Annotated in this window: 26 protein-coding genes; 13 read left to right on the top strand and 13 right to left on the bottom strand. The window is 68.9% G+C overall.

Annotated features, from left to right (window positions below; translation table 11 throughout):
- Positions 1 to 3: 3 nt before the first annotated feature.
- Positions 4 to 1,089 carry a 3-phosphoserine/phosphohydroxythreonine transaminase gene (gene serC, locus ABIA71_RS15425; protein ID WP_038687731.1) on the bottom strand — a complete coding sequence of 362 codons (1,086 nt, stop codon included), beginning with the start codon at positions 1,087 to 1,089 and terminating at the stop codon, positions 4 to 6.
- A gap of 170 nt (positions 1,090 to 1,259) precedes the next feature.
- Complete coding sequence (locus ABIA71_RS15420) at positions 1,260 to 2,060, bottom strand: FHA domain-containing protein (protein WP_128097339.1); 801 nt, start codon at positions 2,058 to 2,060, stop codon at positions 1,260 to 1,262.
- 120 nt (positions 2,061 to 2,180) lie between these two features.
- On the opposite strand from ABIA71_RS15420, the gene ABIA71_RS15415 reads away from it, so the two are divergent.
- From ABIA71_RS15415 to ABIA71_RS15405, 3 genes are all read left to right on the top strand, one after another.
- On the top strand, positions 2,181 to 2,456 hold the full coding sequence (locus ABIA71_RS15415) for a polyhydroxyalkanoic acid system family protein (protein WP_038687727.1): 276 nt from the start codon (positions 2,181 to 2,183) through the stop codon (positions 2,454 to 2,456).
- Between the two features lie 87 nt (positions 2,457 to 2,543).
- Positions 2,544 to 3,044 carry a phasin family protein gene (locus ABIA71_RS15410; protein WP_354286349.1) on the top strand — a complete coding sequence of 167 codons (501 nt, stop codon included), beginning with the start codon at positions 2,544 to 2,546 and terminating at the stop codon, positions 3,042 to 3,044.
- A gap of 270 nt (positions 3,045 to 3,314) precedes the next feature.
- Complete coding sequence (locus ABIA71_RS15405) at positions 3,315 to 4,349, top strand: restriction endonuclease (RefSeq protein ID WP_354286347.1); 1,035 nt, start codon at positions 3,315 to 3,317, stop codon at positions 4,347 to 4,349.
- Positions 4,350 to 4,456: 107 nt separating this feature from the next.
- On the opposite strand, the gene hutC is transcribed toward ABIA71_RS15405, so the two are convergent.
- Positions 4,457 to 5,185, bottom strand: a complete 729-nt coding sequence (gene hutC / locus ABIA71_RS15400; RefSeq protein WP_128097489.1) for a histidine utilization transcriptional repressor HutC — start codon at positions 5,183 to 5,185, stop codon at positions 4,457 to 4,459.
- Positions 5,186 to 5,215: 30 nt separating this feature from the next.
- Complete coding sequence (locus ABIA71_RS15395) at positions 5,216 to 6,595, bottom strand: formimidoylglutamate deiminase (RefSeq protein ID WP_354286345.1); 1,380 nt, start codon at positions 6,593 to 6,595, stop codon at positions 5,216 to 5,218.
- Positions 6,596 to 6,658: 63 nt separating this feature from the next.
- Between ABIA71_RS15395 and hutI the strand changes: the two genes are divergently transcribed.
- The 4 genes from hutI to hutU are packed head-to-tail and all read left to right on the top strand — an operon-like array spanning position 6,659 to position 11,938.
- Positions 6,659 to 7,858 carry an imidazolonepropionase gene (gene hutI / locus ABIA71_RS15390; RefSeq protein ID WP_354286343.1) on the top strand — a complete coding sequence of 400 codons (1,200 nt, stop codon included), beginning with the start codon at positions 6,659 to 6,661 and terminating at the stop codon, positions 7,856 to 7,858.
- Between the two features lie 23 nt (positions 7,859 to 7,881).
- Positions 7,882 to 9,423, top strand: coding sequence for a histidine ammonia-lyase (gene hutH / locus ABIA71_RS15385; RefSeq protein WP_354286342.1), 1,542 nt, complete (start codon positions 7,882 to 7,884; stop codon positions 9,421 to 9,423).
- A complete protein-coding gene (gene hutG, locus ABIA71_RS15380; RefSeq protein WP_354286341.1) occupies positions 9,420 to 10,274 on the top strand; it encodes an N-formylglutamate deformylase in 855 nt (284 codons plus the stop codon). The genes hutH and hutG overlap by 4 nt, the downstream gene beginning before the upstream one ends.
- Positions 10,271 to 11,938: a urocanate hydratase gene (gene hutU, locus ABIA71_RS15375; protein ID WP_354286340.1), complete on the top strand. Its 1,668-nt coding sequence runs from the start codon at positions 10,271 to 10,273 to the stop codon at positions 11,936 to 11,938. Before hutG ends, hutU begins: the two co-directional genes overlap by 4 nt.
- Before the next feature lie 178 nt (positions 11,939 to 12,116).
- Here the strand turns inward: hutU and ABIA71_RS15370 are convergent, their stop codons facing one another.
- Positions 12,117 to 12,521, bottom strand: coding sequence for a hypothetical protein (locus ABIA71_RS15370; RefSeq protein ID WP_354286339.1), 405 nt, complete (start codon positions 12,519 to 12,521; stop codon positions 12,117 to 12,119).
- Between the two features lie 144 nt (positions 12,522 to 12,665).
- On the opposite strand from ABIA71_RS15370, the gene ABIA71_RS15365 reads away from it, so the two are divergent.
- Together ABIA71_RS15365 and ABIA71_RS15360 are read left to right on the top strand one after the other, a co-directional pair.
- Positions 12,666 to 13,466: a restriction endonuclease gene (locus ABIA71_RS15365; RefSeq protein ID WP_354286337.1), complete on the top strand. Its 801-nt coding sequence runs from the start codon at positions 12,666 to 12,668 to the stop codon at positions 13,464 to 13,466.
- Positions 13,467 to 13,650: 184 nt separating this feature from the next.
- Positions 13,651 to 15,759: a TonB-dependent receptor family protein gene (locus ABIA71_RS15360; RefSeq protein ID WP_354286335.1), complete on the top strand. Its 2,109-nt coding sequence runs from the start codon at positions 13,651 to 13,653 to the stop codon at positions 15,757 to 15,759.
- Between the two features lie 49 nt (positions 15,760 to 15,808).
- Here the strand turns inward: ABIA71_RS15360 and ABIA71_RS15355 are convergent, their stop codons facing one another.
- The 3 genes from ABIA71_RS15355 to ABIA71_RS15345 are packed head-to-tail and all read right to left on the bottom strand — an operon-like array spanning position 15,809 to position 17,354.
- Positions 15,809 to 16,180 (bottom strand): hypothetical protein, encoded by a 372-nt coding sequence (locus tag ABIA71_RS15355; protein ID WP_354286333.1) that lies wholly within the window; start codon positions 16,178 to 16,180, stop codon positions 15,809 to 15,811.
- The gene (locus ABIA71_RS15350; protein ID WP_354286332.1) at positions 16,177 to 16,977 is read right to left on the bottom strand and encodes a hypothetical protein; all 801 of its coding nucleotides are present in this window, start codon (positions 16,975 to 16,977) and stop codon (positions 16,177 to 16,179) included. Before ABIA71_RS15350 ends, ABIA71_RS15355 begins: the two co-directional genes overlap by 4 nt.
- The gene (locus ABIA71_RS15345) at positions 16,974 to 17,354 is read right to left on the bottom strand and encodes a VOC family protein (RefSeq protein WP_354286411.1); all 381 of its coding nucleotides are present in this window, start codon (positions 17,352 to 17,354) and stop codon (positions 16,974 to 16,976) included. The genes ABIA71_RS15350 and ABIA71_RS15345 overlap by 4 nt, the downstream gene beginning before the upstream one ends.
- Before the next feature lie 139 nt (positions 17,355 to 17,493).
- Between ABIA71_RS15345 and ABIA71_RS15340 the strand changes: the two genes are divergently transcribed.
- On the top strand, positions 17,494 to 18,030 hold the full coding sequence (locus ABIA71_RS15340) for a hypothetical protein (protein WP_354286330.1): 537 nt from the start codon (positions 17,494 to 17,496) through the stop codon (positions 18,028 to 18,030).
- Here the strand turns inward: ABIA71_RS15340 and ABIA71_RS15335 are convergent.
- Positions 18,006 to 18,767 (bottom strand): cyclic nucleotide-binding domain-containing protein, encoded by a 762-nt coding sequence (locus ABIA71_RS15335; protein WP_354286328.1) that lies wholly within the window; start codon positions 18,765 to 18,767, stop codon positions 18,006 to 18,008. The two genes, ABIA71_RS15340 and ABIA71_RS15335, sit on opposite strands and share 25 nt — an antisense overlap.
- Before the next feature lie 394 nt (positions 18,768 to 19,161).
- Between ABIA71_RS15335 and ABIA71_RS15330 the strand changes: the two genes are divergently transcribed.
- Complete coding sequence (locus ABIA71_RS15330; RefSeq protein WP_354286326.1) at positions 19,162 to 19,446, top strand: hypothetical protein; 285 nt, start codon at positions 19,162 to 19,164, stop codon at positions 19,444 to 19,446.
- A gap of 63 nt (positions 19,447 to 19,509) precedes the next feature.
- Here ABIA71_RS15330 and ABIA71_RS15325 read toward each other — a convergent pair whose 3' ends face one another.
- Genes ABIA71_RS15325 through ABIA71_RS15310 form a run of 4 tightly spaced genes read right to left on the bottom strand, consistent with a single transcriptional unit; the run spans position 19,510 to position 23,277 of the window.
- A complete protein-coding gene (locus ABIA71_RS15325; protein ID WP_354286324.1) occupies positions 19,510 to 20,127 on the bottom strand; it encodes an SCO family protein in 618 nt (205 codons plus the stop codon).
- A gap of 1 nt (position 20,128) precedes the next feature.
- Complete coding sequence (locus ABIA71_RS15320) at positions 20,129 to 21,274, bottom strand: hypothetical protein (protein ID WP_354286322.1); 1,146 nt, start codon at positions 21,272 to 21,274, stop codon at positions 20,129 to 20,131.
- A complete protein-coding gene (locus tag ABIA71_RS15315) occupies positions 21,274 to 22,863 on the bottom strand; it encodes a multicopper oxidase family protein (protein WP_354286320.1) in 1,590 nt (529 codons plus the stop codon). The genes ABIA71_RS15320 and ABIA71_RS15315 overlap by 1 nt, the downstream gene beginning before the upstream one ends.
- A gap of 45 nt (positions 22,864 to 22,908) precedes the next feature.
- A complete protein-coding gene (locus tag ABIA71_RS15310) occupies positions 22,909 to 23,277 on the bottom strand; it encodes a hypothetical protein (RefSeq protein ID WP_354286318.1) in 369 nt (122 codons plus the stop codon).
- Between the two features lie 213 nt (positions 23,278 to 23,490).
- Here ABIA71_RS15310 and ABIA71_RS15305 point away from each other — a divergent pair, with 213 nt between their 5' ends.
- Complete coding sequence (locus tag ABIA71_RS15305; protein WP_354286316.1) at positions 23,491 to 24,168, top strand: MarC family protein; 678 nt, start codon at positions 23,491 to 23,493, stop codon at positions 24,166 to 24,168.
- A 33-nt stretch (positions 24,169 to 24,201) separates the two neighbouring features.
- Positions 24,202 to 25,383 (top strand): FAD-dependent monooxygenase, encoded by a 1,182-nt coding sequence (locus ABIA71_RS15300; RefSeq protein ID WP_354286314.1) that lies wholly within the window; start codon positions 24,202 to 24,204, stop codon positions 25,381 to 25,383.
- Positions 25,384 to 25,434 lie beyond the last annotated feature (51 nt).

The raw sequence follows: 25,434 nt of genomic DNA, 5'->3' as shown, positions 1-25,434 counted from the left end.
ACGTCAGCCGTGGCGCTGCTGGAAATCGGCCATGAAAGCGACCAGCGCCTGCGCGCCCTCCACCGGCATGGCGTTGTACAGCGAGGCCCGGATACCGCCCACGGCGGCATGGCCCTTCAGCGCGAGCAGGCCGGCGGCCTTGGACTCGCTGACAAAGCGCGCGTTGAGGGTGTCGTCGGGCAGGAAGAACGGGATGTTCATGCGGGAACGGGCGGCGGGCACCACTTCGTTGCGGTAGAACCCGCCGGAGGCATCGATGGCGCCATACACCAGCGCGGCCTTGGCGGCGTTGCGGCGGGCGAATTCTTCGACGCCGCCTTCGGCCAGCATCCACTCGAACACCAGCCCGGCCAGGTACCAGTTCCAGGTGGGCGGGGTGTTGAGCATGGAATCGCGCGCCACGTGCGAGCGGTAATTGAAGATGTCCGCGCGCGGCTGGCCGGCGCGTTCGAGCAGGTCGCGGCGCACGATCACCACCGACACGCCCACCGGGCCCAGGTTCTTCTGCGCGCCGGCGTAGATCAGCCCGTACTTGCTGACATCGAGCGGTTCGCTGGCGATGGAGGAGCTGAAATCGGCGAACAGCGGTGCCTGGCCGACGTCGGGGGTGTCACGGAACTCGACACCGTGGATGGTCTCGTTGGCGGTGATGTGCACGTAGGCGGCATCGGCCGAGAGCTGCCAGGTGTCACGCGCGGGGATGTCGTGGAAGCCGTTGGCTTCGCTGCTGGCGGCCACATTGACGTTGACGTAGGGCGTGACCTGCTTGATCGCGGTCTTGCCCCAGTGCCCGGTGAGCACGTAGTCCACGGTCTGGCCGGGCTGGGCGAAGTTGAGCGCCAGCAGGGCCTGCTGGGTGGTGGCGCCACCGGCCAGGAACAGCACGGCGTAGTCGTCGGGGATGCCGATCAGGCGGCGCAGGTCGGCGTCGGCCTTGGCCGCGACGGCCATGAACTCCGGACCGCGGTGGCTCATTTCGACAATGGAGGCGCCAGCGCCGTTCCATTCCAACATCTCTTCCTGCGCCTTGCGCAGGACCGATTCCGGCAGGGTTGCAGGGCCGGCACTGAAGTTGAACGCGCGCGTCATGTCACACCTATGGGGCAAGACCCCTAGTATGCCGCAGCGCACCAGGCTTTAGGCCTTGCAGGACAAGGCGAATTTGGTTGCAAACGAATCTATCGAGATCAACACCCAGCCAGCCCCGGGGCCCCCGGGTGGTGCCGGCCGCTGGCCGACAACGTCATGTGCAATGACCTTTACCGTGCGCCGAACCACAGCAGGCCGCTGATCACCGCAGCCAGCAGCAGCGCGCTGGCCAGCAGCCACGGCCAACGGCTCACGCGCACCGGCTTGACCGGCGCTGCGTCGTGGGTGGGCAGGTCCAGCAGGTCGTCCTCGTCTTCGCTGACGATCCGGGTGCGGGCGTCGTGCGGCACTTCGAGCACGAACCGGTGCTGGGTGTCGAACACCAGCTGGTCGCCGGGCAGCAGCCAGCAATGGCGAACCGCCACGCCGTTGACCCGGGTCGATTCACCGGCGCCGAGGTCGCGCAGCAGCACGCGGTCGCCGTGCAGCTCCAGCCGTGCGTGCTGCTCGGCAAACGCAGGGTCGTCGATGGCGATGTCGGCCTCGGCGCTGCGGCCGATCAGGCGCGGACGGTCCAGGGTGAAGCTGCGCCCGTGGTGCTGGCCGCCCAACCCGCGCAGCAGGCGCAGTTCGTCGCTGCCGGCGTCACTGCGCGGCGGCGCCTGGGCAAGCGCGTCGCTCTCGCCCTGGATCACCATCTCCACGCCATCCACGTACACCGCGTCGCCCGCACGCAGCATGGCCATGCGCCGCACGGGGCGGCCATTGACGTGGATGCCGCGCGTGCCGGTGGCGACCTGAAGCCACAGGCCGCGGTCGTCCAGGCAGAACTGTGCAAGCAGCAGGGTGCCGGTGGCGTCACCGCCGAGCCGGACAGTGCCCGAAGCGTGGCGCACGATGCGCTGCACCCCGGGCCGCAGCGGCTGGTCGGGGTGTTGGCGTTGGGTGAAGTGAACTAGCAGGTTCTGCACGCGGCGAAAGCCTAGCAGGTTGCATGTCATCGAAGAAGAAGTGTGATGCAGTCCTTGGAGTTGGACGCAAGGATGCGCACAATGCACGCCCTTCCCCGCTGCCGCCCGCCAGGAGCTCCCATGTCCAGCATTGATATCCGCCACGCCCATTCCCTGCCCGTCGATGGCGCCCGCAAGGCGATCGAAGACGTGGCCGCCAAGCTGTCCGAGCGCTTCGGCCTGCAGAGCAACTGGGTGGGTGACGTCTTGAACTTCAACGGCTCCGGCGTGGATGGTGCGATCGAACTGCAGCCGGGCCAGGTGCACGTGACCGCCAAGCTGGGCTTCCTGTTGTCGGCGATGAAGGGCATGGTCGAGGGCGAGATCCAGCGCGTGCTGAAGGAAAAGCTGGGCTGAATCGCGGCGCGTCCGCGGGCGCCGGCCATCACATGGCGCAAAGCTGGCGCTGATTAGCATCGGGGTGTCCATCCACAGGATCGCCCCATGACCGCACACGACGACTTCGACGACCGCGACACCCGCAGCCCCGACGACAAGCCCTCGCTGGGCGAACAGGCCGAGCGTTTTTCGCGCCGGCTGACCGGTTCGGCCCAGCAGGTATGGCTGGCCGGGCTGGGTGCCTTGGGCCGTGCCCAGGCCGAGGGCAGCCGCGTGTTCGACACGCTGGTGCGGGAAGGCGAAACCATCGAGGCCCGCAACCGCGAACAGAGCGGGGACACGCCGCGCTGGCGCGACAACGTGGAAGAACAGCTGGGCGAGGCCCGCGAGAAGGCCGCCGGCACCTGGGACAAGGTGGAAAAGGCCTTCGATGACCGGGTGCAGGGCGTGCTCAAGCGCCTGCACATCCCCACCGCCGAGGACGTGGCCGCCCTGAACGCCCGGATCGATGCGCTCAATGCCCGGGTCAACCGCGCCGAGGCCCGCAACGCCTCACCCAACGCCGACCCGTCCCCCGGAACGCACCAGGGTCCGGGCGGCGCCTGAGCCCGGCTCGGGGGCCATCAGCGCCGGATGTTGCAAAGCAGCACGGCATTGATGACAATCGAAACCGACCCGCCAATCGCTTCTTCGCCGTTTGTTCCCTCCCCTCACGGCTACGGATTGGCGGGTTTTCTGTGTCTGCTGCTCCAAAGTGAGACGTCCGTCACCGGCTGGGGCGCTGACTTCCGAGCGTTCGGATTGAAGTGCCCCCGCAGACGCCTGCGAGCGCATATAAACTGTCAATCGCACATCCGTGTTCATCTCTAGCGCCTCATGTTCTCCTGGATTCTGGCTTTACTGTTGGCCCTCATTGTCTGGACGCTTGCCGCCGCCTGGTTCTGGCTGGTGAAGCGCCGCCGCAAGGAGACCCGGCTTGGGCTCAATGCCCTGGCTGGCATGCATTGGCGTGACTTTTCCGAGATCGTCCGGCGCGCCATGCGCGAGCAGCGCGGGCTGCAGGACGTGCCTGGCGAGGTGGACGACAGCCGCGAGCCGCGCAGCGATTTCCTCATGCACGACGCCCAGCACCGCTGGCTGCTGTCGTGCAAACATGGCCGCGCCTACCGCATTGGCACCGCGGCGGTGAACGAACTGGGCGCCGCCGCACGGCTGGCCGGTGCCCGCGGCGGCATCCTGATCACCGAAGGCATGGTCGAACGCGATGGCCGCGTGGCTGCCGAGAAGCAAGGCGTGGAGGTGCTCGACGGGCACCTGCTGTGGCCGCTGCTGCAGCCGTACCTGCCCGGCGACATGGAAGCCCAGGTCAAGAACGCGGCCCGCCGCGAGGCGATCCGGCGGATCTCGATCGCCGCGCTGGGGTCGCTGACCCTGGGGCTGCTGGTGGGCATGGGCTACCTGACCTCGCGACTGGACCAGCAGGCCGCCCCCGTTGCCGTAGCTCCGCCCACCGCGACATCGGCCCAGCCCGTCGCTGCGCCGGCCGACGCTCCGGCTGGGGCCGAGGCACCGGCCCCCAACGCCCCCGCCGTGCCTGCCGCTGCCAAGCCGGCCGCTGCTGCTGCGGCACCGGGCATCCTTGGCGATGTGGCCGACCCGGACCCGGCCACGCTCGCCCGGTACCAGAAAGAGCTGGCCGCCACCCTGGCCCGCCAGCCCGGCGTGCTGAGTGCGTTCTGGCTGACGCGGCAGACCCTGGCGGTGAACCGCAGCGACGAAATCGACGCGATCTGGCCGTTGGTGTGCACCGAGGTGAAGCGTTACCCGGCGCTGCGCACGGTGCGTATCCAGTTGAATCCGCGCGTGGGCGTGGACGAGCCGGTGCGTTGGCGGCAGTGCGCTACGCTTTGATGGTGGTGGGTTTTTAGCATCGCGCGCGCGGTGAGTACCGTGCGCATGGCGATGCGTTCGTCGTAACGGCGCCCGCCGGTCATGCGGCGCGGCAGAGCCCGGCTCTACTACCGGGCGCCGGGGGCGAACTTTGCGACCAGGTCCCAGGCGTCGCCGAGGAACATCTGGCGCACGCAGGTGATGGGCTGGTCGCCGCGCCAGGTGAGGCGGTCGATGACCAGGCAGGCCGTGCCGGGCTTGACCTCGAGCAACGCGGCGGCGGCGTCATCGGCGCCCCAGGCGCTGATGCGGTGCTGGGCACGGGTCCAGGACACGTTCTGCAGCAGCCAGCTGCCCGGCGCGGTGGTCTCGAAATCCACGTCCAGCACTTCTGGCACGCCCACCGGGCTGATCAGGCGGTGTTCCAGCGCGAACGGACGCCCATCGGCACGGTGCAGGCAGCGGATGGCCAGCAGCTTTTCACTGCCCGACAACGCCACCTCTTCGGCAGCCTGCGGACGCGGCGCCCGGTAGGCCCGCTCCAGCAGCTGGTAGCCATAGACGTGGCCACGTGCGCCCACGGCCATGGCGATATCCGGAATTTCCAACGCCACCTGTTCCAGGTGGGGCGGCTGCCGGGCCACGAACGAACCGGCGCGGCGGCGGCGCTCGATCATGCCGCTCTCGGCAAGCGCGGTCAGCACCTTGTTCACGGTCATCCGCGAGCAGCCGTACTGCTCCATCAGTTCGTGCTCATAGGGAATGCGGAACCCCGGCTCCCACTGCCCACTGAGGATGCGGCTTTCCAGATCGGCGCGGATGCGCTGGTTGAGGGTTTCTGCTTTCTTGCCCGTCACTCGGGAGTCCTGGATGGGTGCGACCGGCACTCAGCCGGCCGACAACAACGTCTGCAATGCGCGGGCGAAACGGGCGGCCACGGCATCACGCTGCAGGTGACGGCCCTGATGGACCAGCTGGCGACCCTGGCGCCACACCGAACGCACCGCACCATTACGTGCGGCGAATACCCAGCTGTCAAGCAAGGCGTCGCCGTCGCGGGCAATCAGGGCCGGGTGCGTCGGGTCCAGTTCGACCACGTCAGCCGGGGCGCCCACCTGCAGCCCGGTCGCCACGCCCAGCGCCTGCCCGGCGCCGTGCAGTGACTGCTCGAACAGCCAGCGGCCGCTGGACTGGCCGTCGCCCGGGGCCAGTACGTTGCGCCCGCGCAGCTGCAGGCGCTGGCCGTATTCGAGCAGGCGCAGTTCTTCGGCCGCGTCGATCAGCACGTTCGAATCCGAGCCGACGCCGAAGCGCCCGCCTGCGCGCGCGAACGCCTGCATCGGGAACAGCCCGTCGCCCAGGTTGGCCTCGGTGATCGGGCACAGCCCCACCACCGCGCGGCTGGCCAGGATGCGCTGCACCTCGTCGTCGTCCACGTGGGTGGCGTGCACCAGGCACCAGCGTTCATCCACGGCGGCGTGTTCGTACAGCCAGCGCACCGGGCGCAGGCCGCTCCAGGCCACGCAGGCCTCGACCTCGCGGGTCTGCTCGGCGATATGGATGTGCACCGGGCCGGTGGTAAGCGGCAGCAGTGCGTTGAGTTCCTCGCCGGTGACCGCGCGCAGGCTGTGCGGGGCGATGCCGAGCACCGCGTCCTCCAGGCCCGAAAGCGCCCGGGTGCAGCCCTGCAGCAGCGCCGCAAAACCGTCCACGTCGTGGATGAGCCGGCGCTGCGCCGGGTTGGGCGCGGCGCCACCGAAATCGGCGTGGGCGTAGAACACCGGCAGCAGGGTCAGGCCGATGCCACTGCCCTGCGCGGCGGCGGCGATGCGTTCGGCCATCTCGGCGCGGTTGGCGTATGGGGTGCCATCGGCGGCATGGTGCAGGTAGTGGAACTCGCCCACGCGGGTGAAGCCGGATTCGAGCATTTCCACGTAGGCCTGCTCGGCGATGGCCTGCACCGCGTCCGGCTGCAGGTGCGCCAGGAAGCGGTACATCAGCTCGCGCCAGCTCCAGAAGCTGTCACCGCTCTGGCCGCCGATCTCGGTCAGCCCGGCCATGCCGCGCTGGAAGGCGTGGCTGTGCAGGTTGCCCAGCCCCGGCAGCGCGATGGCCAGCGTGGTGTCGCCGGGCTGCGCCGGCACGCCGGCATTGACCTCGGTGAAACGGCCGTCGGCGCAGACGATGCGCACATCACGGGCCCAGCCCTGCGGCAGCAGCGCGTGGGTGGCATGGAAAACAAGGGTCGCGGCGGGGGTGGCTGGCATCACTGGACATCCCGGAAGTGGCGCCTATATTGTATAGACATATAAGCCGATGTGGTTGCTGCCATGCACTGTGACACCCTCTGGTACCACGCCCACCTGATCACCGTCGATGGCCCCGGCCTGGGCGTGATCGAAAACGGGGTGATCGCCGCCACCGACGGCCGCATCGTCCACGTGGGCGCGGCCGGCACCGAGGCGCACCTGCAACCGGCGCAGCGCATCGATTGCGGCGGGCGCTGGATCAGCCCCGGCCTGGTCGACTGCCACACCCACCTGGTGTATGCCGGCAACCGTGCCGGCGAGTTCGAGCAGCGTCTGCAGGGCGTGAGCTATGCCGACATCGCCCGTGCGGGCGGCGGCATCGTCTCCACCATGCGCGCCACCCGTGCCGCCAGCGAGGCCGAACTGGTCGCCGCCAGCCTGCCGCGCCTGGACGCGATGCTGGCCGAAGGCATCACCACGCTGGAAATCAAATCCGGCTATGGGCTGAGCCTGGACGATGAAACCAAGCAGCTGCGCGTGGCCCGCGAACTGGGCCGCCTGCGCGCGGTGGAGATCGTGCCGACCTTCCTGGGCGCGCATGCGATTCCGCCCGGCCGCGATGCGCAGGACTACATCGACGAAGTGTGCAACGTGATGATTCCGGCGGTGGCCGCGCAGGGCCTGGCCGAAGCGGTGGATGTGTTCTGCGAGAACATCGCCTTCAGCGCCGCACAGGCCGAGCAGGTGTTCGTGGCCGCCCGCCAGCACGGGCTGGCGATCAAGATCCACGCCGAACAGCTCAGCAACCAGCACGGCGCGGCGTTGGCCGCACGCCATGGCGCCTTGTCGGCCGACCATATCGAACACCTGGACGCCGAGGGCATCGCGGCGATGGCCGCCGCCGGCACCGTGGCAGTGCTGCTGCCGGGCGCCTTCTATTTCACCCGCGATACCACCCTGCCCCCGATTCCGGCCCTGCGTGCGGCCGGCGTGCCGCTGGCGCTGGCCACCGACTCGAACCCCGGCACCTCGCCGCTGACCAGCCCGCTGCTGGCCATGAACATGGCCGCCACCCTGTTCCGCATGACCGTGGACGAGTGCATCGCCGGCTTCACCCGTGACGCGGCGCGCGCGCTGGGCCGTGCCGATCGCGTGGGCCGGCTGGCGGTCGGCCTGGACTGCAACCTGGCCCTGTGGGACATCGAGGCGCCTGCCGACCTGGTGTACCGCATGGGCTTCAACCCCCTGCACGCGCGCGTGATGCGCGGCGTATCCGTCTGATTTTTGTGATGTCTGGAGATTCCATGAGCACTACCCTGACCCTGCAGCCCGGCGCGGTGACGCTGGCGCACTGGCGCGCGATTTACGACGGCGCGCGCGTGCGCCTGGACCCGTCCTCCGCCGCGGCGGTGCTGCGCAGCGCGCAGACCGTGGCCGATATCGTGGCCAAGGGCGCGCCGGTCTACGGCATCAATACCGGCTTCGGCAAGCTGGCCAGCGTGCGCATCGAGCGCGAAGACCTGGCCACCCTGCAGCGCAATATCGTGCTGTCGCACGCTGCCGGCGTAGGTGAGCCGATGCCGGCGCCGGTGGTGCGGCTGATGATGGCGCTGAAGCTGACCAGCCTGGCCCAGGGCGCGTCGGGCATCCGCCCGGAAACGCTGGCGCTGCTGGAAGCCTTCCTGCAGCACGACATCGTGCCGGTGATTCCGTGCCAGGGCTCGGTGGGCGCCTCCGGCGACCTGGCCCCGCTCTCGCACCTGGCCAGCGTGATGATCGGCGTGGGCGAGGCCTTTGTGGGTGGCGAGCGCCTGCCGGCCGCCGACGCGCTGGCCCGGCTTGGCCTTGCGCCGCTGGTGCTGGGCGCGAAGGAAGGCCTGGCCCTGCTCAACGGCACCCAGTACTCCACCGCCTACGCGCTGGCCGGCCTGTTTGCGATCACCACCGTGTTCCAGGCCGCGCTGGTCACCGGGGCGCTGTCGGTGGAAGCGGCCAAGGGCTCGGACACGCCGTTCGACCCGCGCATCCACAGCATCCGCGGCCAGCGCGGGCAGATCGCCACCGCCGCCACGCTGCGCACGCTGATGCAGGGCTCGGCCATCCGCGAATCGCACCGCGACAACGACGTGCGCGTACAGGACCCGTACTGCCTGCGCTGCCAGCCGCAGGTGATGGGCGCGGCCTTCGACGTGATGCGCCAGGCGGCCACCACGCTGGCGATCGAAGCCAACGGCGTGTCCGACAATCCGCTGGTGTTCACCGACACCAACGAAGCGCTGAGTGGCGGCAACTTCCACGCCGAGCCGGTGGCCTTTGCCGCCGACATGCTGGCCATGGCCATCTGCGAAATCGGCTCGATCAGCGAACGCCGTACCGCGATGCTGGTGGACCCGGCGCTGTCCGGCCTGCCCGCCTTCCTCACCCCGAAGCCCGGCTTGAATTCGGGCTTCATGATTCCGCAGGTGACCGCAGCGGCACTGGTCTCGGAAAACAAGCAGCGCGCCTACCCGGCCAGCGTCGATTCGATTCCGACCTCGGCCAACCAGGAAGACCATGTGTCGATGGCCGCGCACGGTGCGCGCCGGTTGCTGGCGATGGCCGAGAACGCGGCCAACGTGGTCGGCATCGAACTGTTGGCCGCTGCGCAGGGCTGCGACTTCCATGCCCCGCTGCGTTCCAGCGAGGCGCTGGAAGGCGTGCGTGCACGGCTGCGTGCGCAGGTGCCCACCCTGCAGGACGACCGCTACTTCCATCCGGACATGGTGGCCGCCACCGCACTGGTGCGCAGCGGCGCGCTGGCCGAGGGCCTGGCCGACGTGCTGCCACAGGTGGAGCCGCTGGCATGACCGCCCACCCGGACTGGCTGCAGGTACACGAGGGCGATGCGCCGCTGATTGTCAGCTTCCCGCACACCGGCAGCGAGCTGCCGCATGACCTGATCGACCGCTACCACTCGCCGTGGCTGGCACGCCGCGATGCCGACTGGTGGGTGCATGAGCTGTACGACTTCGCGCGCGGCATGGGGGCCACCACGGTGCGCTCTGCGATCTCGCGCTCGGTGATCGACCTCAACCGCGACCCCAGCGGTGTGTCGCTGTACCCGGGCCAGAACACCACCGGCCTGTGCCCGCTGACCACCTTCGACAACCAGCCGCTGTACCACCCGGGCAGCGAACCGGACGACGCCGAGATCGCGCGCCGCCGCGACACCTATTTCGCGCCGTACCACGACGCACTTGCCGCGCAGATCGCGCGGCTGCGTGCGCGCCACGGCACCGTGGTGGTGTACGACGCGCACTCGATCCGCTCGCATATTCCGCACCTGTTCGAGGGCGAGCTGCCGCAGTTCAACCTGGGCACGGCCGGCCCGTCGGGGGCGGTGGATACGTCCTGCGACAACACGCTCAGCGACGTGGTGGAGAACCTGCTGAAGATCAGCGGCCTGTCCCACGTGCGCAACGGCCGCTTCAAGGGCGGCTGGATCACCCGCCACTACAGCAACATTCCCGCCGGTGTGCATACCCTGCAGATGGAGCTGGCCTGCCGTGGCTACATGCACGAGCCGGCACCGGACCAGGTGGACGAACACAGCTGGCCCACCCCGCTCGACCCCGACCACGCCGCACCGCTGCGCCACACCCTGGCGCAGGTGCTCAACGCCTGCCTTGCCTTCGCTACGAACCGGAGCGCCGCATGACCCGCAACGACCCGTCCCGCACCATCATCGCGCCTACCGGCACCACGCTCACCGCCAAGAGCTGGCTGACCGAAGCGCCGCTGCGCATGCTCATGAACAACCTGCACCCCGACGTGGCCGAGCGCCCGCAGGAGCTGGTGGTCTACGGCGGCATCGGCCGCGCCGCGCGCGACTGGGAAAGCTTCGATGCGATCGTCGAAACGCTCACGCGGCTGGAGGACGACCAGACTCTGCTGGTGCAGTCGGGCAAGCCGGTGGGCGTGTTCCGCACCCACGTGGACGCGCCGCGCGTGCTGATCGCCAACTCCAACCTGGTGCCGCGCTGGGCCAACTGGGACCACTTCAACGAGCTGGATAAAAAGGGCTTGGCAATGTACGGCCAGATGACCGCCGGCAGCTGGATCTACATCGGCGCGCAGGGCATCGTGCAGGGCACCTACGAAACCTTCGTGGAGATGGGCCGCCAGCACTACAACGGCAGCCTGGCCGGCAAGTGGCTGTTCACCGGTGGGCTGGGCGGCATGGGCGGCGCGCAGCCGCTGGCCGCGGTGATGGCCGGCGCCTCTTGCCTGGCGGTGGAATGCCGCAAGAGCAGCATCGAGATGCGCCTGCGCACCGGCTACCTGGACACCTGGACCGACAACCTGGATGAGGCGCTGCGCCTGATCGAGGAATCGTGCACGGCCAAGAAGCCGCTGTCGGTGGGCCTGCTCGGCAATGTTGCCGACGTGCTGGACGAACTGCTGCTGCGCGGGGTCAAGCCGGACCTGCTCACCGACCAGACCTCCGCACACGACCCGGTCAACGGCTACCTGCCGCAGGGCTGGACGGTGGAGGAATGGGACGACAAGCGCGTGTCCGCGCCGAAGGTGGTGGAGAAGGCCGCGCGCGCCTCGATGGCGACCCACATCCGCGCCATGCTCGCCTTCCACGCGCTCGGCGTGCCAACCGTGGACTACGGCAACAACCTGCGCCAGATGGCGCTGGAAGAAGGCGTTGAAGACGCGTTCGATTTCCCCGGCTTCGTGCCCGCCTACATCCGCCCGCTGTTCTGCCGCGGCATCGGCCCGTTCCGCTGGGCCGCGCTGAGTGGCGACCCGGAAGACATCGCCAAGACCGATGCCAAGGTGAAGGAGCTGATCCCGGACAACCCGCACCTGCACCGTTGGCTGGACATGGCCGCCGAGAAGATCAAGTTCCAGGGCCTGCCGGCGCGCATCTGCTGGGTAGGCCTGGGCGACCGTGACCGCCTGGGACTGGCCTTCAACGAAATGGTCGCCAACGGCGAGCTGAAGGCCCCGGTGGTGATCGGCCGCGATCATCTGGACAGCGGCAGTGTCGCTTCGCCGAACCGCGAAACCGAGGCGATGCAGGACGGCTCCGATGCGGTCTCCGACTGGCCCCTGCTCAACGCCCTGCTCAACACCGCCAGCGGCGCCACCTGGGTGTCGCTGCACCACGGCGGCGGCGTCGGCATGGGCTTCTCGCAGCACGCCGGCATGGTGATCGTCTGCGACGGCACCGAAGCGGCCGCCAAGCGCATCGCACGCGTGCTGTGGAACGACCCGGCCACGGGCGTGATGCGGCATGCCGACGCCGGGTATGAGATCGCGGTCGAATGCGCGAAGGAGAAGGGCCTGGATCTGCCGGGGATTCTGGGCTGATCCCGATGCGTCCCGGCCAACGGTCGGGACCTACCACACACGGGGGTAGAGCCACCCCATGGGTGGCTGCTCCCCAATTCGGCACTGCCTGCAGCCACCCATGGGGTGGCTCTACCCGCATGCACTCGCGGGTACCGCCTTGCCGTGCGGGGCTGCGCGTCATCCGCTACGCGTGCACCTACATCGCATCATCCACGCCGATGAACGAGGGCATCCACTGCGCCGTATCCTCCACGGGTTGCGGCAATCGCCCCTCCAGCCACCCCAGCAGATCATCCGGTGAGAATTCCGCGCCGCTGGACTGAATCCGCCACGACAGAAACTCACTGGCCGGCCCATTGAGATACGGCGGCGGCGCCACGGGCATGAACGCCGTCGGCAGCGCTTCGGTCACCGACAACCCGTTGATCACGTAGGCAAGCTCCTGCACGGCACTCCACGCCAGCGGATGTGCAAGATCCATCGTGAACCCAACGCACCAGGTGCTGTCCCCGCCCCTGCCCCAGTGCATCGGTGACGCCGACATAGCCGGAATCTTCTGTAGGTAGTCCAGCAGCTTCTTGAATTCGCCTTGCCTGGCCAAGCGGCTCTCCGGTTGCGTGACGTTGTCTGACAGTATCGCGGAATGCTCCCCCAGCCTCACGCTGGTTCGGGTCTCACATCCACGCAAACGCGGCTGCTTGATCGGCGCACCCTACAATGCGTACGCACACAGGAGGAAGTACGCATGGGACGCAGACGCACGCACCTTATCGACGTCATGGCCACATGGCCGTGGTATGTCAATCTCGGCGCAGGTGCGCTTGGCTTCGGCGCATTGCGCATTCTCGCGCCGCAGTGGCACGAGCGCGCCGCTGGCACACCGACCGCGTTGATTGCAGGCGTAGCTGCTCAGGCGCCGATTGCATGGCTGTGGCTGGGCCTCTGCCTGTTGGCGGCAGCAGCATCCTGGGTCGGCGCGCGTCGGCGGCGCCGGTTGCTGGACACGCGTACCGGGCTGGAAAGCCTTTCCAGCAACGGATGGCGTGACTTCGAACGGCTGGTCGGCGAGGCATATCGGCGGCAGGGCTACACCGTCGAAGAGACGGGCTTGGGCGGTGCCGACGGCGGCATCGACCTAGTGCTGCGCCGCGATGGCAAACGCACGCTGGTGCAATGCAAGCAATGGCGACGCCAGCAGGTGGGCGTGTCGGTCGTGCGCGAGATGTATGGCCTGCTGGCGCACCATCGCGCCGACGCCGTGCTGATTGTCAGCAGCGGGGGGTTCACCCGTGACGCGCAGGTCTTCATTGTCGGAAAACCCATCACGCTGGTAGCGGGTGAAGACCTCTTGGGGATGATTCAGAAGGTGCAGGTACGTTCGACGGCGACGCCTGCCGCAAGGATCGAGCCGGTGCTGACGGACTCGAAACCCGCCTCCGAGGTGGTGACCTGCAATCGCTGCAGCGCCCCGATGTTGGAACGTCGCAATCGCAGAACCGGTGACGTGTTCATGGGCTGCAGTCGCTTTCCGGCCTGTCGCGGCTGACGGGCGCAGCCTCAGGTCGATCGCATGCAGGTTCACCGTCGGCGCAACGGAGAGCAGCCGACCAACGGTCGGCTCTACCGGAGGGGAGCAGGCGCCCGCTGGCACCCGTACGGCACGGACGGGTGACGCGCCGGACCATACCTGTTAACTTGCGCGCCATCTTTTTGGTTTACAGCCCTTACGCATGTCGCTTTCGCCGTACCGCCCCTGCCCCACCGCGCTCTTCCTGGCCGTCACCCTCGGCCTTTCCGCCACCGCCCACGCTGCCCCGCAGGCCACCACCCTGGACGCGGTCAACGTGACCGCCGCCAGCGAGACCGAGCAGGCCCGGGCGGCGCTCAAGCGGGTTCCCGGCGCCGGCAACGTGGTGGACCTGACCAAGGCCGACGGCCGGCTGTCCACCAGCGCCGATGTGCTCGCCTACCAGCCCGGCATCAGTGCGCAGTCGCCGGGCAATGAAGGCGCCAAGGTCTCGATCCGTGGCTCGGGCATCAACCGCGGTCCGGGCGCGCATGCCTCGGGGATTTCAGTGTCGCTGGATGGACTGCCCCTGACCGGCCCGGGCGGCACACCGTATGAGTTGCTGGAACCGCTGTGGCTGAGCCGGGCCGAAGTGCTGCGCGGCGCCAACGGCTTCGAGCGCGGCGCATTGGCACTGGGCGGTGCCATCAATTACGTGAGCCGCAGCGGTCGCGATTCGGCCGGGCTGGAGCTGCAGTACGAAGCGGGCAGCCGTGGCTACCAGAAGCGCAGCATCGGCTACGGCGGGGTGAGCGGCGATGTCGACTACTACCTGGCCTACACCGACACCGAATCGGACGGCTACCAGCGCCATGCCGCCAGCGACGGCAAAGGCGCGATGGCCAACCTTGGCTGGCAGATCAGCCCAACCCTGGAAACGCGCTTCTTCGTGCGTTACCGCGAGACCAATCACGAAACGCCCGGGCGCCTCACCCGCGACCAGATCCGCAACGACCCGCGTGCAGCCAACCCGGCCAACCTGGCCATCGACGCGCGCCGCCCGCAGCCGGGCAGCACCTGGATCGGCAACACGACCACCTGGCAGATCGACGACGCTTCGTCGCTGCAGGCCGGGCTGGTGTACCACAAGTACCCGATGGACTTGAACGAAAGCCTGTACCGGCAGCAGCTGGATTACAGCAACCTCAACGCCACCGTGGACTACCGCCACCGTCACCTGCTGTTGGGCCGCGCCAGCGTGACCACGCTGGGCCTGCGCGTCACCCACGACCTGGATGCGGACGTGCGCGAGACGCTGCGCTTTGCCAGCAACGGCTACGCCGCCGGTACCCACACGCGCGACTTTTCGCACCACGGCACCGACAGCACGCTGCACATCGGCAACGACCTGGCCTTGACCGATGCGCTGCACCTGCAGACCGGGCTGGCGCTGATCAATACCCGCCGCGATGTGCAGGTGACCTGGCCGGCCACGCCCGAGCGACTGCGCGAGCACCAGTGGGACTATGCGCCGCGTTTGGGCTTCACCTGGCAGCAGACGCCACAGACACAGTGGTTCGGCAACCTGAGCCGGTCGGTGGAGCCGGCGCACCCGTGGTCGATGATCTGGGGTTCGAACCAGTACTTCGCGGCAGGCAATGGGGCATCCACCGGTCGCCAGCGCGCGCCGGTGCAGCTGGACAACCAGACCGCCACCACGCTGGAACTGGGCGCGCGCGGCGACAGCGCGATTGGCCGCTGGGAGCTGACCGGCTACTACGCGCGCGTGCTGCATGAACTGCTCACCGTGGAAGTGCTGCCGGTACCGAACCTGTTCGTGGCCGAGAACAACGCCAGCCCCACTGTGCACCGCGGCCTGGAGGCCGGGCTGGACAGCACGCTGTGGCAGGGGCGCGATGGCCGTCTGTCGTTGCGCCAGGCCTACACCTTCAGCGATTTCCGCTACCGCGATGACGCGCTGTTCGGCAGCAATCGCCTGCCCGGCCTGCCCCGCCACTACTACCAGGCCGAGCTGCGTTACGACCACCCGACCGGCTTCTACGCCGCGCTCAACACCGAATACGCTTCGGCAATGTTCGTGGACTACGCCAACAGCGTCCGCGCCGACAGCCATGCCATCGTCGGCAGCCGGGTCGGGTTCGATGCCCCCAGCGGGCGCTGGCAGGCGTGGGCCGAGATGCGCAATATCGGCGACCGCCACTACGCGGCCACGGTGACGCCCGGCTACAACGATGCCGGCAAGGACGTGGCCCGCTCCACCCCCGGTGAAGGGCGCGGGGTGTATGCCGGCCTGCGCTGGCGGTTCGACTGAGCACACCGGCCAGCAGCGGCAGCGTTGCTCGCCCTTGCCGAGCGGAGTTTCAGATCGCAGCCGCCTGCGAAAACAGCGACAGGTACATCGCCACCACCGCGAAGCTGCCCCATAGCAGCATGCTGGCCACACCCACCACGCCGGCCATCCAATAACGCAGCCGGCGACCAAACACCGCCACCAGCCCCACCAGCACCGGACCGGCCCAGACCCACGGGTAGGCGCTGGCGAATGCCGCGGAGAGTGCAGACGGTGCCATGCCCGCCTCCAGCAAGGGCGCCAACAGGCGCGGCAGCAGCGCCGCGCCCATTGCTGTGACCAGCACTGCGGTCACGCCGCTGCAGACCAGCCCCAGCACCAGTGCGCCCAGCCCTACCGCACCGCCGGTGGCGCCTTTCAGCATGCGCTGCAGCAGGCTCATCGGCTGCGCACCGTCTGCAGCACATCGGCCAGGGTGTCGGCGTGGGGCGCGATTTCCTGCGCCACCCAGCCCAACCCGGCGGAAAATACCAGCACGCCGATCAGCGGCCAGAAGGTATGGGCCAGGCACAGCCGCCACCACCCCTGCGCGCGCATGCCCTGCATGCGCCGGTACAACCCGCCTGCAATGGCCGCATCGACCAGCAGTTCGGCCATCAATACCGGCGCCGACCAGATCACCCAGCTGGCCGCCACCAGCGTGCCGGCGGCGATGGCCAACACTGCGCCAATGGCCAGAACCGGCAGGCCGGCCTCGCCGTCGGCGAGGTCCAGTAGCGAACCGTCGCTGCTGGTGGTGCGGGCACTGGAACTGGCACTGGAACCGGACGCCGACGTCCACGACGCCGATGCACCGCCGCCGCCGGAGTGACCCCCGCTACCAACCCAGTTCGGCCCGCCGCCCGGCGCGGAACCGCTCCCGCCCCCGCCGACGGCATCGGGCAGCGCGTCCACCACGCTGTCCCCGCGCAAGCGCAGCCAGGCCCACATCAACAACAGGAACACCAGGTAGGCCAGCAGCACCGCCAACGGGTACCGCAGCAGCATCGTGTCCAGCCCGCCCAGGCCCAGCAGGTGCGCGGCCAGCAACCCGGCCACGGCGGTGACCATCACGATCACCGCCATCTGCAGCCGGGGCCAGCCGCCACGCTGCAGCTGCTGGCGGGCACGGGCGATTTCGCTGCCGCGGGTGAGCGGCAGCAGCAACGGCCTGGGCGGGCGCACCACCCGCCGGTTCATGCCTGCGCCTGCTTGGTGACCGCCTCGATGCGATGGCCGTCGGGGTCGATCACGAAGGCCGCGTAGTAGCAGTCGCCGTAGTCCGGGCGGAGGCCGGCCGGACCGTTGTCATGCCCACCGGTCTGCAGCGCGGCGCGATGGAAGGCCTGCACCGCCGCCGGCGTGGGGGCACTGAAGGCCAGGTGGAAGCCGGGCCCGGGGGCGGCGGCATCGTCGCGCAGTTTCAGGCACAGCATGTCTTCGTCATCGACCAGTCCGTAGCCGATCGCAGTGTCATCGTCGAAGACGCGGCGGTACCCCAGCGCGCCCAGCGCAGCGTCGTAGAACGCGCCGGCCACGGCCAGGTCGCGGACCCCAAGGGACAGGTGATGCAGCATGCGGACGTCCTTGCCGTGGAATGCGGAATGCACGGCCGCATTGTAGGCCCAGCCGCCGCTGGCGTGCGCGCGGCTTGACCTGGATCAACCGCTTGCGCGCGCGCCTGCCTACGCTGGACATCTGCACCGGAACTGCGCCATGAACATCCTGCTCGGGCTACTGCCTTTCCTTGTTTTTGCGCTGCTGGAACACGCCGCCGGCATCGCTGCCGGCCTGTCAGGCGCCGCGCTGACGGCACTGGGGTTATGCCTGCGCGACTGGACGGGGCCACGCCAACACTGCGGTGTGATCGAGCTGCTGTCGCTGCTGCTGTTCGGCGGGCTGGCCGTCTACGCGGGGGTGTATGCCCCCAACTGGTCGGTGATGGGCGTGCGCCTCTCCGTGGATGCTGTGCTGCTGGGCGTGATGCTGGCTTCCATGCTCATCGGCCGCCCGTTTACCCTGGGCTACACCCGGCCCGATACCGAGCCGGCATTGTGGTTGTCGCCGCGTTTCATCCGCAGCCACTACGTAGTGTCCGGCATGTGGACGGCCGCGCTGGCGGTAGTGGTGCTGGCCGATGCACTGATCCTGGTCTGGCCCGGCACGGTGCTGGCCGGCGGGGTGGCGATGGTTCTGGCGCTGCTGACGGCCAGCCGCTTCACCACGCACTACGCGGCTTCGCTGCGCGCGTGACCGGCACACGTGGCAGACGCCGGTTCGACGGCCGCCAATGCCTGCAGGCGTTCGCGCCCGCGCACCTCGACCTCACGCCCCTCCACGCTGACCAGGCCCTCGGCCTGGAAGCGACGCAGCAGCCGGCTCAGGGTCTCCGGGGCCAGGCGCAGGTAGTTGGCGATATCCATGCGCGACATGGTCAGCTGCCAGCGGCTTGAGGAGTAGCCGCGCGCAGCCATGCGGTCGGCCATGCCGATCAGGAACGCAGCCAGCCGCTCGTCGGCGGTGTTGTTGCACGACAGCTGGGTGGCGCGGGCGATGTCGCGGCTCATCAGCCGGAACAGCTTGGCCTGCAGCATCGGCATGCGCGCGGCCAGGTCGGCGGTGGCCCGGAACGGCAGCCGGCACAGGGTCACCGTATCCAGCGCGACGGCTGTGCAGGGATGGCGCCCGTCGTCGATGGCGCCCAGCCCGATGAAGTCGCCCGGCATGTGGAAGCCGAGGGTCTGTTCGCGCCCTTCCCGGTCGATGGCATAGGTCTTGACCGTGCCCAGCCGGATCACCGCGATGTGCTCGAAGGGGTCGCCCTGGCGGAACACGACGCTGCCGGCATGCGCGGGCGCGGTGTGTTCGATGAGCCCTTCCAGCTCGTACAGGTGGGCCGACGCCAGGGAGCCGGGGAAGCAGTCCGGGCCCAGCGGGCAGGCGCCGCACAGCCGGCTGCGTGCCGGGGGCAAGCCAACGGTGGTAGCCATGGTGGTGACGCTCCCGCGTGGTGCACCGCCCGATACCCGGGCCCGTCTGGCAGGGCTGGAATGCCTGCCGCCTTCCCCCGCCGATCCTCACGCACGTGCGCTGCTGCGATCGCCTCGCCGGTGCCTGCCGGGGGCCGTGCGGGTGCCGCACTGTTCCATAGTAGTGATGGCAGCCCGCTACGCAAGATGGAAAACACCAGTATTTCTACTGGTTCTGCGCCCTGAACTGCTGCATTGAAGGGCGTCCCGTGCACGGGCCGCCAGCCACCACCGGCCCTCACCGCGTTGCGCTTGACCCAGGTCAAGAAGCTGCCGCGGCGCGCGCCTTACGGTGATGTTCCGGCCGCACCTGCCGCAGGCCACGGCCACCCCCTTCTGCTTAGGAGCCGCTGCAATGAACCGTATTTCCCGCCTTGCCCCGTTCGCCCTGATCGGCGCGTTCACCCTGGTCGGCATCGCCCAGGCGCAGGCGCCGACCGTGAACATCGGCGAGCGCCACGGCAACCTGCGCAACGCGCAGGAACACATCGTGCAGGCCTACCAGCTGGTGGGCATGGCCCAGCAGGACAACGACGCGCGCCTTGGTGGCCATGCCGAGCGGGCCCGCCAGCTGTTGATCCAGGCCGACCAGGAACTGCGCCAGGCCGCGAATGCAGCCAACAACAACGGCCGCCCGTAACCGCACCCCGCCACGCCCACGCGCCGACGCGGACTGCCCGCGCCGGCGCTGGGTAGGGTCGGCTCAGCGCACGGCGCGGGGCGACACGCGGGAATTCGGCGTGGCCGGTGCCAGTTCGGCAACGATCCGGGCCGCCACCTGCGCCTCGTCGGTACTGCGCCCGAAGTGGTCGACGTAGCGCCCCGTTCCATCCAGCAGGAACAGGAAGGTGGAGTGGTCCATCATGTACTGGCCCGGCTGCGCCGTCGGCACCTTCTTGACGTACACGTGGTAGCGATCGCTGATGGTGGCAATCTGGGCCGGCGTGCCGGTGAGGCCCACCACGTCCGTGCCGAACAGGCGCACGTAGGACTTCATTTTCGCCGGCGTGTCGCGTGCCGGATCGATGCTGACAAACACCGGCGTCAGGCGGGGACCGCCCAGTTTCCGCACCCGCTGCGCGATGCGCGCCACGCGCGCCAGGTCGGTGGGACACACATCCGGACAGGACGTGAAGCCGAAGTACAGCAGCACCGGGGTGCCGTGGAAACTGCGCTCCGTGACCGCGCGGCCGTCCTGGTCGACCAGCGTGAACGCACCGCCGATCAGCGGTGGCGTCTGTGCGGCCAGCGACGGCATCGACAGCAGCCCCCACGCCAGCACCAGTGACCGTACCCCGGTTTGGCAGAGACGGCGCAGCATGTCAGTGCGCCCCGCTGTACGTCAGCGCGAACCCGACCAGGTTCGAGTCTTGCCCGCCCTGCGCCTGGCTGCCCACCGACAGCGCCACGGTCAGCTGGCCACTCAACCGATAGCCGCAGCTCAGTTCGTTGAGGTAGTCGTGCCGACCGGCGCCCGGTGCCCACGGGCGCCGTTTGTCGGTGCGGGTCGCGCCGAATACCCAGCGCCCGTAGTCGACGGTGAGCGAGGTGGTCAGGTAACGCGTGTCGTTGCCGGCCACCGCGTTTTCGTTCTGCACGTGCGCGTATTCAACCAGCGGCACGATGTCCAGGTAGCGGCCCCGCAAGGTGGTATCCAGGTCCGCGCTGGACGCCGGTGCCCAGATGTAGCGCGCCGATACGATGGCGATCACCTCGTCATCGGCCGCACCGGTATCGGGCTGTGCCTCGCCGGCGCGGTTGCGCATGTAGCCGGCCTGCAGCTCCAGGAACGGCGCGGCGGGAATGGAATCCCAGTTGACGGTGACCGCGTAGGAGTCGAGTCGCCCGGTGTTGGCCGGCCCGCCATCGGAACGTTGCGCACGCGCACCGCCGCGCAGGAATGGCCGGCTGAGCTCGGTGGTGTCGGCGGTATAGAGGTTCACCCCGCCCTGCACCATGCCCATCTTCTGCCCGAACCAGCGGTAGGCATAGGTGGCACCGAGCATGCCGCCCAGGTCGTAGGTCGCGACGAAATCGTTGGTATACAGCCCTGGTGCGGCGTCCATCGCGCGGCCGAACGGCACCTGCAGCTTGCCCACCTGCAGCTGGGTATGTTGGGTGAGCTTGTAGTAGTTCAGCTCGTTGACCACCAGCCCAAGGTCGCCGAAGGTGCGCTTTTCGCCGTTGCCCGGCGGGTTGACCGGGTTGAACTCGGTGGACAGCCGCACCTGATCATTGGGGCTGAAACGCACGTAGACGCTGCTCTGGATGTCGGGGTAGAAGTCGGTGGTGTTGCGCGGCGCGCTGGCGCCGTCGCCCTCGCTGCGGCTGAAGTCGTACTGCATGACTGCGCTGTAATCCATGCCTACGTTGGGGTAGTACCCCTTGTCGGCATGGGCAGGGCTGGACAGCAAGCCAAGCCCGGCGGCCACGCCCAGTGCCAGACTGGCTCTGCGGGGAATGCGCATCACGGTCCCTCCGCAGGCAACTGCACGTCGGCCGGCAGGGTAAACGCGCGCCCGCTGTTGCGCAGGTAGGCGCAGGTCTGGTTGTCGCCATAGATGCCGCCCAGCGGGGCCAGCTTCACTGCCTGGGCATAGTCTTCCGGGCGCACCACCTGCACCACCTGCATCATGCCGCCGTCCTCGTGTTCGAGGATGTGGCAGTGGTAGACGAACTTGCCCAGCATCACCGGGTCGCGGAACGGGATGCGCAGCGTGATCGAGCCCCGCGCCGGAATGAACACCGTATCGCGGTAGCCACTGAACGGAACGGGCTTGTCGTTGATCGCCACCACCTGGAAATCGGTCTGGTGGATATGGAACTGGTGCAGCTCCTGGGAGGGGTTGTACAGGCGCCATTCTTCGACGTCGCCCAGCTTGACCGTGGTGTTGACCCGGCGCGGATCGAAGCGCTCGCCATTGATCAGGAACGCGTCGCCATCGGTGGCCGAATCCTGGAAGGCGAACTGGCGCACGTGGGCGACCCTGACCGTGGCCAGGTCTTCGCTCACCGGATACGGGCTGGTGATGCGGCGGGTGGCCACCGGTGCGCCAGCCACCCGCGTCGTGGCAATGCGTGCGCCCTTGTACTGGTCGCCAGCCGCACCGGTATTGCCGGCGGCCAGTTCAACCGCGTGGTCGCCCGCCGCCGCGCCGACAACGAGAATGCTGAAACGCGCGGACGGCCCGATCAGCAGTTCGTCGGCCATCACCGGCTTGGTCACCGTGTTGCCGTCGCGCGACAGGATCTGCACGTTCTGTCCGGTGATGCGGATGCGGAAGTACTGGTTGGCCGAGATGTTCATCAGGTGCCAGAGCTGGGTTTCACCGGGCTGGATGTCGATCACCGGATCGGCCTGGCCGTTGACCGTGCGGATCGACGGCGCACTGGTGACGATTTCGCTGGCCAGCTTGCCGGTGAAGGTCTTCTGGAAATTGCGCAGGACCAGCACGCGCTCCCGGATGCCCTTCAACTCCGGGAACGGATCGAGGATGCCGTCCACCAGGATCGGACCGGCGATGCCCGATTCCACCTGGCGTTGCGCGCCGCCGTGGAAATGGCTGTGGTACCAGTACGCGCCCGGGCTGTGGTCGGGGGGCAGCTTGAAGCGGTACAGCCCCTTTTCGTGCGGGCCAACCTCGCGGAAGATGCTGTCGCCCGAATCCAACGGGGTAACGGTCATGCCGTGGAAATGCAGGTTGGTCTTTTCGTCCATCTGGTTGTCCAGCGTGATCGCCACGGTTCCACCGGGGCGGGTGCGGATCAGCGGCGCTTCGTAGTCGCCGTTGAACACCAGCGCGCGGTACGGCTGCCCACCCACCGACACGGCCGACATCGCCGGACGCAGGGTGCCCTTGCTGATGCCGTCGGCGCCGTAGCGGATCTCCACTGGCGACTGCAGCGGCGCGCCCGGCGCGCTGTTGTCGGCCGGGGCCTGCGCCACGCTGGCGCCTGTCCAGGCCAACACGCCGACCAGCGCCGCTGCGTAGATGTCATGCAGCCTGCGGCGTCGGTGGATGGCGGCGCTGATCGGGACAGGGCGGTGACGATCCATGGGGGCTCCTGGGGCTCAGAGGGGGCTGGGGGGTGGCGCGTGGGGTCAGGTGCCGGCAATGGCCCAGGTGATGAAGCCGGTGGCGATCGCGCTGAGCACCAGGCCGATCAGGAACAGCCAGTCGGCCAGCCCTTCCAGGAACTGGTTGCGCTTGCGCCGCCGCGTACGCAGCGCCCAGTAGGCGCTCAGGCAGGCGCCCAGGTAGACCAGCGAATTGACGCTGAGCAGGTCGTCGCCCAACGTGTCCACGTTGCGCAGCACGGTCACAACGTGCAGCACGCCCACCACGGTCATGCACACGCCCAGCATCGCCGCCGACGTGGTGAAGATATGGACGCAGATGTCCTCGTCCAGATGGGCGGCGCGCGCAGGCGGCTTGTCGGCCGTGGGCGCGCTGGAAGCGGTGGAGCGCATGGCGGTCTCGCGGCTGACGGTGCGGACCGGAAGCGGCCGCAGCGCAGGCCAACGGTAGCCATGGCAACGGGGCCCACACATGACCTAGGTCAAGTGAACGCGCATGCCGCGGGCCAGCGTGCCCCGGCTTGACCGGGATCAAGCCCCCTTCACGGCGCCGGCCGCATCGTGGGCCTCCCTGCCCCCCGCACCCGGGCGCCACTGCGGCCTGCCATGTGGAATGACTTCAGCCATGCGTTCCTGGTGATCTTCACCAGCCTGCTGCCGGTGATCAATCCACCGGGCGCGGCGCTGATGGTGCTGGGCATCCTGCCCGATGCCAGCCCCGCCCAGCGCCGCCAGGTGGCGCGCGCGGTGGCGTTCAACAGCCTGGTGCTGCTGGCGGCCTCGATCGGCATCGGCGCCTACGTGCTGTCCTTCTTCGGCATCTCCATTCCGGTGCTGCGGCTGGCCGGCGGGCTGGTCATTGCCGCCACCGGGTGGCGCCTGCTGCAGGCACCGGCGCAGAGCGAGCACGGCTCACTGGCCGGCGCGGCGCAGGAAGACGCCCGCGACGACGTGGACGCATCCGTGACGTCGCAGTTGTTCTATCCGTTCACGCTGCCGCTCACGGTGGGGCCGGGGTCGATCGCGGTGGCCATCGCGGTGGGCACCACGTCGCCGGCCGAGGGGCCCGCCGCCGTACACCTGGCCGCCGCTGCCGGCGCGCTGCTGGCCCTGTGCGTGCTCATCTACCTGTGCATGCGCTACGCGTGCCGCCTGCAATCGCTGCTCGGACGCACCGGCACCCAGGTGGTGGTACGCCTGCTGGCGTTCGTGATCCTGTGCATCGGCGTGCAGATCGGCTGGCTGGGCTTGTCCGACCTGCTGGCGACGCTGCCGGCGCGTTGATCGGTCGCGCGCTTGACCCAGGTCAAGACGGGCATGCGATCCGCGCCCAACCATGTGTGCACCGCTCCCACGCCCAGCCTGCCGATGCAGCCGCAACCCACCGCCCTTGTTTCCGGCGCCGGTGTCGCCGGCCTCGCCACCGCCTGGTGGCTGCGCTATTTCGGCTTCGACGTCACGGTGGTCGAAACGGCCCCGGCGCTGCGCGGCGGCGGCCATGCCGTGGACATCCGGGGTGCGGCGCTGGAGGTCGTCAAGGCCATGGGGCTGCACGCAGCACTGCAGGCCCAGCGCACGCGCCTGCGCGGGATGACCCTGCTCGACCGCGATGGCCATGCGGTGGGCCACGACGATACCCGCACCTTCAGCGCAGGCCGCCTGGACAGCCCGGATATCGAGATCTTCCGTGACACGCTGTGCCGGATCCTGTCCGACGCCGCGGGCACCCCAGCCAGCACGCTGTTCGACGAACGCATCACCGGCATCGACGACACCCCCAGCGGGGTGATGGTCGCGCTTGCCGGCCGGCCATTGCGCCGTGTCGACCTGGTGGTGGGGGCCGACGGGGTCTACTCCGCGCTGCGCCAGCAGGCCTTCGCCGCGGCGCCGACCTGCCTGCATCCGTTGGGAGGTGCGCTGGCGTTCTACAGCGCCCCCAACCACCTGGCGCTTACCGACCGCGAATGGATGTACCGCGACGCCGACCTAGGCGTGGTGGTCTACCCCGATGCCAGCGGACGCGAACTGCGCATCGGGGCCGGGTTCGGCGCCGAGGTGGACCACGCCCTGCGCCACGACATCACTGCGCAGAAGGCACTGGCACGCAGCAAGCTGGCGGGACTGGGCGGACGCTGGCGACCGCTGGTCGAGGCGATCCCGCACGCCGACGCGTTCTACTTCGGGGAACTGGTCCAGGTGAAACTTCCCGTGTGGCACACCGGGCGCGTGGTGCTGGTGGGCGATGCCGCGCACTGTGCTTCGCCCTTCTCCGGCCAGGGCACCAGCCTGGCCCTGGTAGGCGCCTACGTGCTGGCGCGCGAACTGTCGCGCAGCCCGCACGCGCCCGGGCAGGCGTTCGCCCGCTACCAGACCCGCATGCAGCCCTACGTGGACCTCAACCAAGGGCTGGTCGACCTGACCCGGCAAGGCCCGGTGCCCGAGCCGCAGATGCGCGCGGCGGCCGACGGTATCGCCCTGGACGATCTGCACCAGCCATGAGCCCGTGCCGTTGGACGCGGGCGGCAAATCCCGTGGCCCTCAGGCATGCTG

Source organism: Stenotrophomonas sp. 2619 (genome assembly GCF_040548725.1).
In the GTDB taxonomy this organism is placed as follows: domain Bacteria; phylum Pseudomonadota; class Gammaproteobacteria; order Xanthomonadales; family Xanthomonadaceae; genus Stenotrophomonas; species Stenotrophomonas maltophilia_AP.
The sequence above is the reverse complement of the archived record's forward strand: the minus strand, read 5'-3'. Positions and strand labels throughout refer to the sequence as shown.